Source organism: Corallococcus caeni (assembly GCF_036245865.1).
Lineage (GTDB): Bacteria > Myxococcota > Myxococcia > Myxococcales > Myxococcaceae > Corallococcus > Corallococcus caeni.
The window spans coordinates 385,117-399,008 of record NZ_BTTW01000001.1 but is presented as its reverse complement, the minus strand read 5'-3'; the positions used below and the strand labels follow the sequence as shown (position 1 = coordinate 399,008).

At 71.3% G+C, this 13,892-nt stretch carries 14 protein-coding genes; 7 read left to right on the top strand and 7 right to left on the bottom strand.

Annotated elements, in window-relative coordinates:
- Nucleotides 1-133: 133 nt before the first annotated feature.
- From murQ to AABA78_RS01655, 4 genes are all read right to left on the bottom strand, one after another.
- A complete protein-coding gene (murQ, locus tag AABA78_RS01670) occupies nt 134-1,081 on the bottom strand; it encodes an N-acetylmuramic acid 6-phosphate etherase (RefSeq protein WP_338261330.1) in 948 nt (315 codons plus the stop codon).
- Nucleotides 1,082-1,104: 23 nt separating this feature from the next.
- The gene (gene rpmB / locus AABA78_RS01665) at nt 1,105-1,296 is read right to left on the bottom strand and encodes a 50S ribosomal protein L28 (protein ID WP_014398134.1); all 192 of its coding nucleotides are present in this window, start codon (nt 1,294-1,296) and stop codon (nt 1,105-1,107) included.
- A 105-nt stretch (nt 1,297-1,401) separates the two neighbouring features.
- Nucleotides 1,402-2,922, bottom strand: a complete 1,521-nt coding sequence (locus AABA78_RS01660) for an NAD(P)-binding protein (protein WP_171417226.1) — start codon at nt 2,920-2,922, stop codon at nt 1,402-1,404.
- A 94-nt stretch (nt 2,923-3,016) separates the two neighbouring features.
- Nucleotides 3,017-3,706 (bottom strand): HAD family hydrolase, encoded by a 690-nt coding sequence (locus AABA78_RS01655; RefSeq protein WP_171417228.1) that lies wholly within the window; start codon nt 3,704-3,706, stop codon nt 3,017-3,019.
- A gap of 83 nt (nt 3,707-3,789) precedes the next feature.
- Between AABA78_RS01655 and AABA78_RS01650 the strand changes: the two genes are divergently transcribed.
- Nucleotides 3,790-4,863, top strand: coding sequence for an enoyl-CoA hydratase/isomerase family protein (locus AABA78_RS01650; RefSeq protein WP_338261329.1), 1,074 nt, complete (start codon nt 3,790-3,792; stop codon nt 4,861-4,863).
- An 89-nt stretch (nt 4,864-4,952) separates the two neighbouring features.
- Here the strand turns inward: AABA78_RS01650 and AABA78_RS01645 are convergent, their stop codons facing one another.
- From AABA78_RS01645 to purM, 3 genes are read right to left on the bottom strand one after another with little or no spacing between them, the layout of a single operon-like run.
- Entirely contained in the window at nt 4,953-5,486 is a 534-nt protein-coding gene (locus AABA78_RS01645; RefSeq protein WP_338261328.1) for a 2-thiouracil desulfurase family protein, read from the bottom strand.
- The gene (gene purN, locus AABA78_RS01640) at nt 5,483-6,148 is read right to left on the bottom strand and encodes a phosphoribosylglycinamide formyltransferase (RefSeq protein ID WP_338261327.1); all 666 of its coding nucleotides are present in this window, start codon (nt 6,146-6,148) and stop codon (nt 5,483-5,485) included. Before purN ends, AABA78_RS01645 begins: the two co-directional genes overlap by 4 nt.
- Nucleotides 6,145-7,182, bottom strand: coding sequence for a phosphoribosylformylglycinamidine cyclo-ligase (gene purM, locus AABA78_RS01635; protein WP_338261326.1), 1,038 nt, complete (start codon nt 7,180-7,182; stop codon nt 6,145-6,147). Before purM ends, purN begins: the two co-directional genes overlap by 4 nt.
- A 152-nt stretch (nt 7,183-7,334) precedes the next feature.
- Between purM and AABA78_RS01630 the strand changes: the two genes are divergently transcribed.
- The 6 genes from AABA78_RS01630 (at nt 7,335) to AABA78_RS01605 (ending at nt 13,875) form a co-directional block, all read left to right on the top strand.
- On the top strand, nt 7,335-7,985 hold the full coding sequence (locus AABA78_RS01630) for a Crp/Fnr family transcriptional regulator (protein WP_120527168.1): 651 nt from the start codon (nt 7,335-7,337) through the stop codon (nt 7,983-7,985).
- Nucleotide 7,986: 1 nt separating this feature from the next.
- Nucleotides 7,987-8,742, top strand: a complete 756-nt coding sequence (locus tag AABA78_RS01625) for an MBL fold metallo-hydrolase (protein ID WP_120527169.1) — start codon at nt 7,987-7,989, stop codon at nt 8,740-8,742.
- Between the two features lie 72 nt (nt 8,743-8,814).
- On the top strand, nt 8,815-9,666 hold the full coding sequence (gene accD / locus AABA78_RS01620) for an acetyl-CoA carboxylase, carboxyltransferase subunit beta (RefSeq protein ID WP_120527170.1): 852 nt from the start codon (nt 8,815-8,817) through the stop codon (nt 9,664-9,666).
- Nucleotides 9,667-9,685: 19 nt separating this feature from the next.
- Nucleotides 9,686-10,999, top strand: coding sequence for a bifunctional folylpolyglutamate synthase/dihydrofolate synthase (locus AABA78_RS01615; protein WP_338261325.1), 1,314 nt, complete (start codon nt 9,686-9,688; stop codon nt 10,997-10,999).
- A 9-nt stretch (nt 11,000-11,008) separates the two neighbouring features.
- The gene (locus AABA78_RS01610; protein ID WP_338261324.1) at nt 11,009-12,280 is read left to right on the top strand and encodes an alpha/beta fold hydrolase; all 1,272 of its coding nucleotides are present in this window, start codon (nt 11,009-11,011) and stop codon (nt 12,278-12,280) included.
- Between the two features lie 98 nt (nt 12,281-12,378).
- A complete protein-coding gene (locus AABA78_RS01605; RefSeq protein WP_338261323.1) occupies nt 12,379-13,875 on the top strand; it encodes an AMIN domain-containing protein in 1,497 nt (498 codons plus the stop codon).
- The last annotated feature ends 17 nt before the right edge of the window (nt 13,876-13,892 follow it).

Here is a 13,892-nt window from a genome sequence, read left to right as displayed (position 1 = left end):
AGTCTAAAGCCCGGCACCCACGCTCGCCGGACCCCGGCCCGGCGGGCAGCCCGTGTGTCTGGGAATGACGCCCTTCGCGGCGCTCCGTGTTCGGGTTCCGGCAGTCTTCGGCCCCAGCCCGGACCGCGTTGCGTCAGGGCCGGACGCGCGGACGCGGCTTGCCGCCGGAAGCCGCCCGGGCCTTCGCCGGACGCTCGAGCCCTCGCAGGCCCGCGTCCTTCAACCGGCGCCGCGCCTGGGCCGCCGGGAGCCCCGTGAAGTGCATGGCCAGCGCCAGCTTCACGTTGTCCCCCGCGGCCTTGAGCAGGGCCTCCGCGCGCGCCGGAGGCAGGTCCGTCAGCTCCGCCACCATGCGCGCCGCGCGGGCCCGCAGCTTCACGTTCGTCGGACGCACGTCCACCATGCGCCCCCGGTACACGTGGCCCAGCGACACGAACGCCGCCGTGGTGAGGGCGTTGAGCACGAGCTTCGTCGCCGTGCCCGCCTTCAGCCGCGTGGAGCCCGCCACCACCTCCGGCCCCGTGCGCGCCAGCACCACCGTGTCCGCGCGCATGAGCGGCCCGGGCGGGTTGCAGCACACCAGCACCGTGCGCGCCCCCCGCTCGCGGGCCGCGTCCAGCGCGCCCCGGACATACGGCGTGGAGGCGGAGGCCGAGATGCCGCACACCACGTCCCGCGCCGTCGCCCGGAAGGCCCGCACCGCCCGGGCTCCCGCGCCGACGTCGTCCTCGGCGCCCTCCACGGCATGCGTCAGGGCCTTCCGGCCGCCAGCGATGGCCGCCTGGACCCGCGTCGCCGGGACACCGAAGGTGGGGGGACACTCGCTCGCGTCGAGCACGCCGAGCCGTCCGCTGGTGCCCGCGCCCACGTAGAGCAGCCGGCCGCCAGCGCGCAGCGCTTCCGCCACGGCCCGGGCCGCCGTCGCGATGGACGGCAATGCCTCACGGACCGCGCGAAGCGCGATCAGGTCTTCTTGATGCAACCGTCGGACGACCGCCTCGACAGGGAGGAGGTCCAGGTCATCCGCACGGGGGTGGAGCCGTTCGGTGGGCGGAAGCGCGGACTTTCGAGCGCGCGTCATGCCCACCGGAAGGCTCCCGGACTTCAGGCGGCCTTGGTCACCTTGCCGGCCTTGATGCAGCGGGTGCAGGCCAGCACGCGCTCGATGCTGCCGCTCACGTTCGCCCGGACCTTCTGCAGGTTCGGCAGGGTCCGCTTCTTGGTCTTGTTGTTCGCGTGGCTGACGTTGTTACCCACCAGCGGACGCTTCCCACAGAGGTCGCACTTCCACGCCATGACTGCTAACTCCTTGAAAACTGGGGCGTTCGACAGCAGCCCATAAAAGAGCGGCGGACCCTACCAGAAACAGGCCGGAAATCCAGCCGGATCCGACCCGAGGGCCTATCCCTTGAGCGGATCCTTCTTCTTCAACATGTCCTGCACCAGCCTCGCGGCGCGCATGCCCGCGAGCAGCTCGCCCTCCAGGCCCAGGCCGGGCAACACCTCGCGGCCGGCCAGGATCACGTTCTTCGCGGGCGTGCGCTGCTTCAACCCCGTGACGCCCAGGAAGGCTTCCGTTTCGAAGCTGTAGAGCGGGTGGGGCATGAGCCGGCTGCCGCGCACCCCCCCGGCGTCCAGGTAGGGGACCGAGCGCAGCGCGCGGTGCTGCTTCGTGAAGGGCATCAGCCGGTCCAGGTGCGCGTCGATGCGCTCGGCCAGCACCTTGAGGTGCTCCTCGCCCTCGTCGCGCGCGGTGGCCGGGACGAAGGCGCCCGCGCACACCACGCGCACGCCCTCCACGTCCTTGCCCCCCGTGCCCGCGGAGGTGCGCGCAGGGTGCTGCTGCACGAGCAGCGGGCCCAGCTCCGCGTCCTGGGTGTCCACCAGCACCAGCTCGCCCATGCCGCGCGGGAGCGCCGCCTCCGGCACCACCCAGTTCACGCTGAAGAGCAGCGACTTGATGTTGGATTGATCCAGGTGCTCCAGCAGGCCGCGGTTGTGCTTCTTGTCCGTGACCAGCCGGCGCAGCGCCCCGGAGTCCGTGGCCGTCACCAGGCACGACGCGCGGTAGAGCGTGTCCGAGCGCACCAGCTTCACGCCGGAGAACTTGCTGCCGTCGAACGCCAGCTCCTCCACGATGAAGCCCGCCGGGTTGTCGCGGCCCAGCACGTCGCCGCCCAGCTCCGTCAGCCGCCGGGTGAGCACGTCGCGCAGGGCGTCCATGCCGCCGGGGTAGGTGGACGGCGCGGTGAGCACCTGGGACAGGGCCCGTGTCTGCGCCAGGGGCGCGGAGGGCTTCTCCAGGTGGACCAGGAAGGGCAGCAGGCCGCGCACCAGCGACAGCGCGGGGTCCTCGCCTGCCAGCCTCGGCGCGGCCTCCAGGGCCGGGTGGTCCTTGATCAGCCCCTTGAGCTTCCAGCCGTCGAAGAAGCCGTCGGGCGGCAGCTGGGGGCCTTCCTTGAAGAAGGCGTCGGTGGCCTCGTGCTGCGCGGCGCTGCCGGTGAGCGCGCCCTGGATGCCCTCGCCGGCCTCGCCGAACTCGCGCGTCAGCTCCGCGCGGCGGCGGGCGGCGTCCCCGGGCAGGTCCACCCGGTTCCTGGGCAGCACGAGCTGGAGCTCCGGGGCGTGGGGGCGCAGCGCGCGGCCGATGGCGGTGGACAGCCCCAGCTCGTTGAGGGCCTCCTCCACCGCGGGCATCGCCTTGAGGGGCGGCGCGACGAAGGGGGCGTAGGGCAGCACGAAGCCGTCGTGCTCGTAGCCGGGCCCCATGCCGTCGTGCTCCACCAGCAACACGCGGTGGTTGCGCTTCGCCAGGAGCGCGGCGGCGAGCGCGCCTCCGACCTGGCTGCCCAGCACGATGACGTCGTACACGTGCCGGGACGGGCCCGAGGGGAGCTTGAGTTTGGCGGCGGACGTCGACATGGCCGCCGAACACTACACAACGTCACCGCGTCTGGCGCCCTTTTGGCGCCCGGGTTTCCGGGAGGCCGGACCCGGGGTGGGGCGGGTGGTCCCCTCAGACCCTGGAGCTGAACAGGCGCGCGAGCAGCTCCGGAGGCAGCGTGTCGAAGTCCGGGGCAGTGTAGTGGGCCCCCGCCTTCTTCAGCGCCTCCGCGGTCGTGGTGGTGGTGATGCCCACGGTGATCATTCCAGCGGCGCGCGCGGACAGCACGCCGTTGATGGCGTCCTCGAAGGCCAGGCACGACTCCGGGGGAACGTTCAGCGCCCGGGCCGCCGCGAGGAAGATGTCCGGCGCGGGCTTGCCGCGCGTCACCTGTTCGGCGCCGACGATGCTGGCGAAGAATGGCCGCACGGAGAGCCCGTCCAGCACCAGCTCGCGGTTGCCCTGCGGCGCGGCGGTGGCCACGGCCATGGGAAGGCGCGCGTCGCGCAGCCGTTGCAGGAAGCCCTCCGCGCCCCGGTGCAGCGTCAGGTAGGGCCGATAGATGGCGCGGTAGTGGGACTCCTTCTCCTCGGCGAGCGCGTCCAGCTCCGCGACGGAGAGGTTGCGGCCCAGCAGCTGCGGGAGGATCTCCTCGTTCTTCTTGCCCGCGAACTCGCTCTGGAAGCGTTCCGCCGTCAGGCCTTCCAGCCCGAGCTTCCGGGCGAGCGACACCCAGGCGCGGTTGTGGAAGTCCATGTTGTCGACGAGCGTGCCATCCATGTCGAAGACGGCGGCGAGCAGGGGGGCGGCTGCGGGAGTCATGTTCTTCCCAATACCGATTCTGGCCGCCATGTCACCCCCGAATCTCACGTGCGAGCCCCTTCCGGGCTGATATCCCCCACGGCATGAGCGAGGACGTGCTGCTGGAGACGCGGGGCGCCGTGGGCCTGGTCACCCTTAACCGACCGAAGGCGCTCAACGCGCTCTCGCTGGAGATGTGCCGGGCGCTGCATCCCCGGCTGGATGCATGGGCGGCGGATCCGTCCGTGAAGGCGGTGGTGATCCGCGGTGCGGGAGGCAAGGCGTTCTGCGCGGGAGGGGACGTGCGCGCGGTGGCTGCTTCGGTCGCACGGCCGGATGCGGGCACGCCGCTGTCGCGCGAGTTCTTCCTCGCGGAGTACGCGCTCAACCACCGGATCCACCACTTCCCGAAGCCGTTCATCGCGCTGGTGGACGGCATCTGCATGGGCGGCGGGCTGGGGCTGTCCGTGCACGGGGCCTTCCGGGCGGTGACGGAGAAGCTGTTGCTCGCGATGCCGGAGACGGCCATCGGCATCTTCCCGGACGTGGGCGGCGGCTGGTTCCTGCCGCGCTTCCCCGGCGAGACGGGGACGTACCTGGGGCTCACCGGCGCGCGGTGTGACGCGGCGGATGCGCTGTGGCTGGGCTACGCGACGCACCGGGTGGAGTCCTCGCGGCTGGAGGACGTGCTGGACGCGCTGGTGGCCGCGGACTGGAGCGGGCCGGGGCGCGACGTGGCGGCGCGCGTGCTCCAGGGCTTCCATCAGGAGCCGGGCCCTTCGGGGCTCGCGGCGCGGGCGGACGTCATCGCGCGGTGCTTCCAGGGGAGCCGCGTGGAGGACATCCTCGTTGCGCTGGAGCGCGAGGGGACGGCGTGGGCGGAGGAGACCCGCGCGACGCTGCTGCGCATGTCGCCCACGAGCCTCCGGGTGACGCTGCGGCAGCTGCGCATCGGACGCGGCCAGGACTACGACGCGACGGCGCGCATGGAGTACCGGTTGAGCCAGGCGCTGACCGCGCGGCCGGACTTCAAGGAGGGGATCCGCGCGGTCCTGGTGGACAAGGATCAGAAGCCGCGCTGGAGCCCGGCCACGCTCGCGGAGGTGACGGACGCGGAGGTGGAGGCCTGCTTCGCGCCCCGGCCGGGAGACGAGCTGGAGCTGCCCGCGCTGGGCTGATCCGCGAACGCAGTGATGGCGCCGCGACTGCCCGGCTCGCGGCCGATGTGTCCTTCGAGTCGGGGACGGCAGTGGCCCGCGCGAGGGGGCTACAGGTCCTCGTCGCTCACGACGGTGCGCCCGTCCGCGCGCAGGAGCGCGGTGGTGATGCCTTCACCGGGGCGCAGCACGCCGGTCTCGTAGACGCGCTGGCTGCCGCACGAGGGACTCTTCTCCTTCAGCAGCGCCACCGTGACGTCGAACCGCCGCGCGGCGTCCAGGGCCAGCCTGGCGCCCTCCTGGAACGCGGCGGTGCGGTCCTCGCGCGTCTCCCGCGTGAGGGCCCGCGCCTGGCCAGCCCACACGTCCACGCCCGTGCCACCCGCGAGGTCCACGGGAGGCCGCGGAATGCCCAGGCCCGCTGCGGCCTCCGGACAGATGGGGATGACCGCCTTGCCCTCCAGCGCCGCGAGCACGCGCTCTGAACGCTGCGAGCGTCCGTCGTAGCGGCACGCCTCGCCCAGCAGGCACGCGCTGACCAGCACCGTGGGGGCTTCGCGCAGGGCCGCCCGTCGAGCCTCCTGGGCCACGGCATCGCTCCCGGAAGACGGAGCGTGCTCCGACAGGCCCTCCACCTTCGTCACTTCGGGGCACCCGGGCTGCGCAGGGCGCCGGCGTCTCCCGTCACCCGCGCATCCACCCGGGTGCGCGTCCCGTCCAGCGTCACCGCGCCCGTCACCGCCAGCCGCACGGCCAGCGGATACAGCCGGTGCTCCTCCGCGAGGATGCGCGCGCTGAGGCTCGCCTCGTCATCCTCCGACAGCACGGGCACCGCGGCCTGCGCGATGATGGGGCCCGTGTCCGTGCCCGCGTCCACGTAGTGCACCGTGCAGCCGGCCACCTTCACGCCGCGCTCCAGCGCCTGCTTCTGCGCATGCAGGCCCGGGAACGCGGGCAGCAGGGAAGGGTGGATGTTCAGCACGCGTCCCGGGAAGCGCTTGAGGAAGTCCGCGCTCACCAGCCGCATGAAGCCCGCCAGACACACCCACTCCACGCCCGCGTCGGCCAGCACGCCGAGCACCGCCGCCTCGAAGTCCGCCTTCGACCCGAAGCCCTTGTGGTCCACCACCTCCGCGCGCACGCCCGCCTTCCGGGCGCGCTCCAGCGCGAACGCCGTGGGCACGTTGGACAGCACGCACGCCACCTCGGCCGGGTAGTCCGCCTGCCCGGCCGCGTCGAGCAGCGCCTGCAGGTTGCTCCCGCCGCCGCTGACGAGCACCCCCAGCCGCGCCCGCCGCGCGCTCATGGGTCGATGACCGCCGTGGCCTCGCCCTGGCCCGCTTCCACCCGGCCCACCTCGGACGCCTCCACACCCCGGGCGCGCAGGACCTCCAGCGCCTTCGCCACGTCCTCCTTCGCCACCACGACGATGAGGCCCAGGCCCATGTTGAACGTGCTGAACATCTCGTCGCGCGCGACGCCGCCCGTCTTCGCGATGAGGTCGAAGATGGCCGGCTTCTTCCACGAGGACTCGGTCAGCACCGCGCGCGTCCCGTCCGGCAGGCAGCGGGGCAGGTTGCCCGGGATGCCGCTGCCGGTGATGTGCGCCATGCCCTTCACCTTCACGGCCTGGCACAGCGCGAGCGCGTCCTTCACGTAGATGCGCGTGGGCTCCAGGAGCGCGTCCCCCAGCGGCCGGTCCAGCCCCGGCGGCGTCATGTCCAGGGGCAGCTTCGCGTCGTCCAGCAGCACCTTGCGCGCCAGCGAGTAGCCGTTGCTGTGCAGGCCCGACGACGTGAGGCCGATGAGCGCGTCCCCCGGCTTCACCGTCTTGCCGTCGATGATGGCCGAGCGCTCCACCACGCCCACGCAGAAGCCCGCGACGTCGTACTCGCCCCGCGCGTAGAAGCCCGGCATCTCCGCCGTCTCCCCGCCCAGGAGCGCGCACCCCGCCTGCTCGCAGCCCAGCGCGATGCCCTTGACCACCTCCGCCGCGGCGTCCACCTCCAGCTTCCCCGTGGCGAAGTAGTCCAGGAAGAACAGCGGCTCCGCGCCACAGGTGAGGATGTCGTTCACCGACATGGCGACCAGGTCGACGCCCACCGTGTCGTGGCGACCCGCCAGGAAGGCCACCTTCAACTTGGTGCCCACCCCGTCGGTGCCCGCCACCAGCACCGGCGCCTGGTACTTGCCGGGCGGCAGTGCGAACAGGCCGCCGAACCCGCCCACCCCGGCCAACACCTCGGGGCGCGTGGTGCGCGCGGCATGGGGCTTGATCTTCTCGACGAACGCGTCGCCGGCCTCGATGTCTACTCCGGACTGCTTGTAGGTCGTTCCCACGGGCCGGCCTTGTACCCCTCCCGGAGGCCCCTGTCTCGGGCCTCGGCGAGCACCTGTCGGGTTTGCGGCGGCACGCAGCCCTCGGGCGCCCGCACGATATCGGTCTGGGATATTTGACCGGTGGGATGGGGGCTGATTGACTCGCGGGCCAGATGGGCGCCGAGGAAACCCTCTTTCAACGTTTTGGCAAGGAGTTCCCCAAGGGCACCGAGCTCTTCCGCGAGGGAGAGATCGGCAAGGAGATGTTCGTCATCCAGTCCGGGAAGATCGCCATCTCCAAGCGCGTGCGCGACGTGGAGAAGGTGCTCGCGGTGCTGGGCCCGGGCGAATTCTTCGGCGAGATGGCCATCATCTCCAACAAGCCCCGGAACGCCTCCGCCGTGGTGCATGACGACGCGAAGCTGCTCGTCATCGACCCCAAGACCTTCGAGGCGATGATCCGCGGCAACGCGGAGATCGCCGTGCGGATGATCAAGAAGCTGGCCGAGCGCCTCTCCGAGGCGGACGCCCAGATTGAGAACCTGCTCCACGGCGACCCCGCCAGCCGCGTCGTGCACCAGATCCTCCAGGCCTGCCAGACGCGCGGCCGGCCGCTGGAGGAGGGCGTGGAGGTGGACTTCGCCGTGCGGGAGATGCCCCGGCAGATCGGCGTGGGCGAGCCCGCCGTGCGCAGCATGCTGGAGCGCCTGGAGCGCGCGGGCCTCATCGAGCGCAGCGGTGACAGGCTCACCGTGTATGACACGGCCCGGCTGCATGACTTCCTCAACTACCTCGAGATGAAGTGGAAGTTCGGAGACCTCTAGCGTGAAGCTGCAAGTCCTCGGGTGCCACGGCGGCGAGCTTCCCACGTGCAGGAGCACCTGCTTCCTCGTGGACGACGTGCTCGCGCTCGACGCGGGCGCACTCACCGGGACGCTCTCGCTGGAGCAGCTGTGCAAGGTGGACGACGTGCTCGTCGGCCACAGCCACTTCGACCACGTGAAGGACCTGCCGCTGCTCGCCGACCTCGTCATCGGCCGGCGCGACAGGCCCGTCACCATCCATGCCTCCCGCGAGTGCGCCAAGGCGCTGCGCGAGAACATGTTCAACAACTCGCTGTGGCCGGACTTCACGCGCATCCCCACGCGCCACAAGCCCGTCCTGGCCATCAAGACCTTCCGCGCCGGCAGCACCTTCCAGGTGGGCCCCTACACCGTGAAGAGCGTGCCGGTGAGCCACCCCGTGGAGTCGTGCGCCTTCATCATCAGCGACGGCAAGTCGTCGCTCGCCATGAGCGGCGACACCGGCCCCACGGACAAGCTGTGGAAGGCGCTCAACGCCACGAAGAACCTGAAGGCGCTGCTGCTGGAGGCCAGCTTCCCCAACAGCCTCCAGGCCCTGGCGGACATCTCCGGCCACCTGACGCCCGCCACCGTGGGCTCGGAGCTGCGCAAGTTCGACCGCAACGGCGCCCAGGTGATGCTCTACCACCTGAAGCCCGCGTTCGTGACCCAGCTCAAGAAGGAGCTGGCCCCGCTGCCCGTGAACGTCCTGGAGCTGGGGGAGACGTTCCAGTTCTAGGGGCGGTCGTGCCGCGGCGCGCCGTACGGGGGTATTGACGGCCCGCGGCCGCCGGATTAACCCCCGGGCCTCATGGCCTGGTTCTCCAAGAAGCCCCGCATCGCCGTCGACTCCGAGCCCGCCGCCGAGCCCCAGCCCTCCCGCATGCAGGGCCTCTGGGCCAAGTGCGAGCAGTGCGACGAAATCATCTACCGCCAGGAGCTCGAGAAGAACTGGATGGTGTGCATGCACTGCGAGCACCATCACGCCTGGACGGCTCGCGCGCGCCTCGCGGCCACGCTGGATCCGGACTCCTTCGAGGAGTTCGACAAGGAGCTGGAGCCCCAGGACCCGCTCGGCTTCACCGACTCCAAGAAGTACAAGGACCGGCTGAAGTCCACGCGCAAGAACCTGGAGGAGAACGACGCGTTCATCTCCGGCGTGGGCCGCATCGAGGGCCACCCCGTCTCCGTGGGCTGCTTCGTCTTCGAGTTCATGGGCGGCTCCATGGGCTCCGTGGTGGGTGAGAAGGTCACGCGCGTGTTCGAGCGCGCCTTCGAGCTCAAGTGCCCCGCGGTGGTGTTCTCCGCCTCCGGCGGCGCGCGCATGCAGGAGGGCATCTTCTCCCTGATGCAGATGGCGAAGACGTCCGCGGCGATTGCCCGCTTCCGCACCAGCGGCAAGCCGTACATCTCCGTGATGCTCAACCCCACGACGGGCGGCGTGGCCGCGTCCTTCTCCTGGCTGGGCGACATCATCCTCGCGGAGCCCAAGGCCCTCATCGGCTTCGCCGGCCCGCGCGTCATCGAGCAGACCATCCGCCAGAAGCTGCCGGAGGGCTTCCAGCGCTCGGAGTTCCTGCTGGACCACGGGATGATCGACGCCATCGTCCACCGCAAGGAGCTGCGCGGGAAGCTGGGCCAGCTGATGGGCATGCTGGGGTAGGGCGGCGGGCCTCCCACCCATGGACGCCCCACGGACTCCGGAAGAAGCCCTGCGCTTCTTCCAGGCGCTCAACCCCTCCGGCATCAAGCTGGGGCTGGAGCGGGTGAGGGACGCGCTCGCCTCGCTGGACCACCCCGAGCGCGACTACCCGGCGCTGCACGTCGCCGGCACCAACGGCAAGGGCAGCACCTGCGCCTTCGTGGCGCGTGCGCTGGAGGCCGCCGGCCACCGCGTGGGGCTCTACACGTCCCCCCACCTGGTGCGCGTCAACGAGCGGATCCGCGTCTGTGGCGAGGACATCCCGGACGACGTCTTCGGGCAGCGCATCCTGGAGGTGCTGGAGCGCTATCCGTCCGCGCTGACGGAGCCGATGACGTACTTCGAGTTCGGCACCGTGGTCGCGCTCTGGCACTTCTCCCGCGAGCGCGTGGACGTGGCCGTGCTGGAGACGGGGCTGGGCGGCCGGCTGGACGCCACCACCGCCGCGAACCCCGTCGTGACGTGCGTCACCCCCGTGTCCTTCGACCACATGGAGTACCTGGGCCACACGCTCCGGGAGATTGCTGGGGAGAAGGCCGGCATCTTCAAGGCGGGCGTGCCGGTGGTGCTCTCGAAGCAGGAGCCGGAGGCCCTGGACTCGCTCGTGCGCCGCGCGGAGCAACTGGGCGTGCCCGTGCGGCTGGAGGGCCGCGACTTCGGCATCGTCCCGGGGTCCAATGACACGCTGTCATATCGGGGCGCTGACTGGTCGCTCGACGGCATCACGCTCGCGCTGCGCGGTCCGTATCAACGGCAGAACGCGGCGGTGGCCCTGGCCTGCCTGGAGGCCCTTCAGGCCCGGGGCGTGGCGGTGACACCGGAGGCCGCGCGCGAGGGCCTGGCCACCGCGCGCTGGCCGGGGCGGCTGGAGGAGCTGGCGCGGGGCCCGACGGTGGTGGTGGATGGCGCACACAACCCGGCGGGCGTGGCGGTGCTGCTGGAGGCCCTGCGCGCCCTCTACGCGGGCAGGCCGCTGCACCTCGTCTTCGGGGTGGTGGCGGACAAGGACCGGGGGCCGATGATGCGGGCCCTGTTTCCGCTGGCAGCCTCCGTACACCTCACGCCGCTGGACACGCCGCGCTCGCTTGCCCCGGAGCGATACATCGCTGAAGCACGGGTTTTGTGTTCACGGGTCGTCTCGCACGCCTCCCTGGAGGAGGCCCTTGCGGGAGCGAGGGCCGATGCAGTGGGTCGTCCGGACGGCGTCGTGTTGGCGACGGGCTCATTGTTCCTGGTAGGCGCCGTGAAGCGATTGGTCGACCGAAGCCTTGGCGCAATGCAGCAGCAGCAGTAACTTTGCGACATGCGCCTGCCGGACTGGAGATCAGCGCTTCCGGGACCCCCGATGCCCACCGTCGACGAGGTCGATTTCCGGGCGCTGTACTCCAAGACGAACTACGTGGTGGAGACGGCGGACGGCTGGTCGCTGGTCATCACGCGCTACCGGCCGGTGAAACAGGCGTTCGCGCAGCCGCTGTTCGGTGAGCCGCTGCTGCTGGTGCACGGCTTCTCCCAGAACCGGCACACGTGGACGAGCGGCCAGTTCGTCAAGAACCTGCTCTTCTTCGGCGTGGACATCCACATCCTGGAGCTGCGCGGGCACGGCAAGAGCTCCATCGCCTTCCAGAAGGAGCGCGCCGAGCGCTTCAAGCGCCCGCTGCCGCAGGACCTGGACTACGGCTGGGACCTGGACAGCTACTTCCTCTACGACCTGCCGGCGGCCGTCTCCGGCGTCAAGCGCATCACCCGGCGCGAGCGCGTCTTCTACTGCGGCCACTCCATGGGCGGCATGCTGGGCTACGGCTACGCCGGCATCCACGACGACTTCGAGGGGCTCATCACCATCGGGTCGCCCGCGGACCTGGGGCGCGGCTTCATGCTGCTGCGCGCGCTGGCGCACGGCTCGCCGCTGGTCGCCGGCGCGGTGGACCTGACGCTGGGCGGGCTGAACCTCAACCGCCGCGCGACGTCGCTGGGCCGCTCGCTGCTGGCGAAGGGGGCGGGCGCCTTCAGCCCCGCGCTCCAGAAGCGCCTGGAGCCGGACGCGTCCAAGCCCCTGGTGTTCAACGCGGTGCCGGTGGACGTGGTGCTCAAGTGGGTGGAGCGGCAGCTGTCGCAGGCGGACGAGTCCGCGCTGTATCAGCGCTTCACGCGCAGGCTGAACCGGCTCATCAACACGGAGCGTGTCAGCCGCGACGACATCCGCTGGCTGCTGCGCGAGGGCGGCGAGCGCGAGCCGCGCAAGGTGATTGAACAGTTCGCCAAGTGGATCCGCCGGGGCGAGATGGTCTGCTACCGCACGGACTACGACTTCAAGCGCGGCTTCGGGAAGATTGAAATCCCCATGGCCATCATCTTCGGGGACCTGGATCCGCTGGCGTCCGTGGAGTCCACGCGCAGCGTGTACCGCGCCGCGAAGAGCGAATACCTGCTGTGGCGGCCGGTGAAGGGCAACAGCCACGTCGAGCTGACGATGGGGCACGACATCCGGCAGATCTGCTACGACATCAAGAACCTCATCGAGTACACGCGCACGCACCGCACGCGCTCGCCCGCCCTGCCGCGCTTGCGTTGAAGCGCGGACGTTCCGGTCAGCCTGAAAAGTTGGTGCCTCCCGGGCACGTGATAATTTCGCGCGCGTCTGTCTTCTGACGCATGTCACGGGAGTGGTCGATGAAGGGCTTCGCGGTGTCGCTGCTCGGATTGTGGCTCGTGCCGCTGGTGGCGCTGGCGCAGCAGCCGGCGGACTTCAACACCATCACGTCCGTCACCGTGAACGGCGGCACGGTGGAGATCACCGGCAGCAAGAAGCCGGACTTCAACAGCTTCACCATGACGGATCCGCCCCGGCTCGTCATCGACGTGTCCGGCGCCGTCTTCCAGGGCGTGGCGGAGGAGCAGCCGGTGGGCAACGGCACCGTGACGGGCATCCGCACCCAGGCCTACGGCACGGAGTCCTCGTCCATCGCGCGCATCCTCATCGGCTACGAGCGCGAGGTGGAGACGGACATCCAGTCCTCCGGCAACAAGCTGGTGGTGAAGGTCCTGGGCAGCGGAGGCGGCACGGCCGTCGCGCAGGCCATGCCCGCGGAAGGGCAGGGGACGCCGGCGCAGCAGGGCACCGCCGTCGCGGCCAACACGCCCGCCGGGGCCAACGCCCAGGACGCGGCCCGCGCCGCCGCGTCGGACCGCGAGGCGCAGGAGAAGGCCGTGAAGGCTGCCGCCGACGCCGCCCGGGCGGAGCGCGAGGCCCAGGAGAAGGCCGCCGCCGAGGCCGCCGCCCGCGCCAAGGCGGACGCGGACGCGGAGCGCAAGAAGCAGGAAGACGCCCGCCTCGCCTCGCAGCGCCAGGACGAGGAGCGCCGCAAGTCCGAGGAGGCCGCCGTCGCGGAGCGCAAGCGCCAGGAGGAGGAGGCCCAGGCCGCCGCGAAGCGCGCCGAGGACGAGCGCCGCGCCACCGCCCAGGCCGCCGCCGACCAGAAGCGCCAGCGGGAGGAAGAGGCGAAGACGGCCGCGGAGCAGAAGAAGGCCGCCGCGCAGGCCGCCGCCGAGGAGCGCCAGGCCGCCGCGAAGACGGCCGCGGAGCAGAAGAAGGCCGCCGCGCAGACCGCCGCCGAGGAGAAGCGCCTGAAGGACGAGGAGCGCCGCGCCGCCGCTCAGGCCCGCCGCGAGGAGCAGCAGTCGGCCCGCGAGGCCGCCGCCGAGGCGAAGCGCCAGCAGGCAGCCGAGGCTCGCGAGCGCCGCCAGCAGCAGACCGTGGCGTCCCGCGAGCCCCGCGCCCGTCCCAGCCAGGGCAGCGCCGCGGCCGAGTCGCGCGAGAGCGGCGGGGGCGCGGTGTCTTCGCGCCGCAAGACGATGACGCTGGTGGGCTTCCAGCAGCAGCCGGACAGCTCCCGCGTGTTCGTGCGCACCAACGAGCCGGTGCGCTACTCGGTGAGCGGCTCCGGCAACCAGGTGGTGCTGGAACTGGAGAACACGCGCGTGGTGGAGTCCAACAACACGCTGCCCCTGGACACGCACTTCTTCCCGTCGGCCGTGTCGCGGGTGGAGGCCTTCTCCGGGGCGGGCAACACGGTGCGCGTCGTCATCCAGCTGAAGCAGGGGGTTCGTTATGAGACACGCCAGGAAGGCGGCCTCATCACCCTCGACTTCCCGCGCCCGGGCCGGTAGGACGGGCAGGGCGCCGT

Bases quoted from the DNA above. Each gene is read 5' to 3' on its own strand.
- murQ (WP_338261330.1), bottom strand. From the start codon at position 1,081: ATGACGCGCGCTCGAAAGTCCGCGCTTCCGCCCACCGAACGGCTCCAC.
- rpmB (WP_014398134.1), bottom strand. From the start codon at position 1,296: ATGGCGTGGAAGTGCGACCTCTGTGGGAAGCGTCCGCTGGTGGGTAAC.
- AABA78_RS01660 (WP_171417226.1), bottom strand. From the start codon at position 2,922: ATGTCGACGTCCGCCGCCAAACTCAAGCTCCCCTCGGGCCCGTCCCGG.
- AABA78_RS01655 (WP_171417228.1), bottom strand. From the start codon at position 3,706: ATGACTCCCGCAGCCGCCCCCCTGCTCGCCGCCGTCTTCGACATGGAT.
- AABA78_RS01650 (WP_338261329.1), top strand. From the start codon at position 3,790: ATGAGCGAGGACGTGCTGCTGGAGACGCGGGGCGCCGTGGGCCTGGTC.
- purN (WP_338261327.1), bottom strand. From the start codon at position 6,148: ATGAGCGCGCGGCGGGCGCGGCTGGGGGTGCTCGTCAGCGGCGGCGGG.
- AABA78_RS01630 (WP_120527168.1), top strand. From the start codon at position 7,335: ATGGGCGCCGAGGAAACCCTCTTTCAACGTTTTGGCAAGGAGTTCCCC.
- accD (WP_120527170.1), top strand. From the start codon at position 8,815: ATGGCCTGGTTCTCCAAGAAGCCCCGCATCGCCGTCGACTCCGAGCCC.
- AABA78_RS01615 (WP_338261325.1), top strand. From the start codon at position 9,686: ATGGACGCCCCACGGACTCCGGAAGAAGCCCTGCGCTTCTTCCAGGCG.
- AABA78_RS01610 (WP_338261324.1), top strand. From the start codon at position 11,009: ATGCGCCTGCCGGACTGGAGATCAGCGCTTCCGGGACCCCCGATGCCC.
- AABA78_RS01605 (WP_338261323.1), top strand. From the start codon at position 12,379: ATGAAGGGCTTCGCGGTGTCGCTGCTCGGATTGTGGCTCGTGCCGCTG.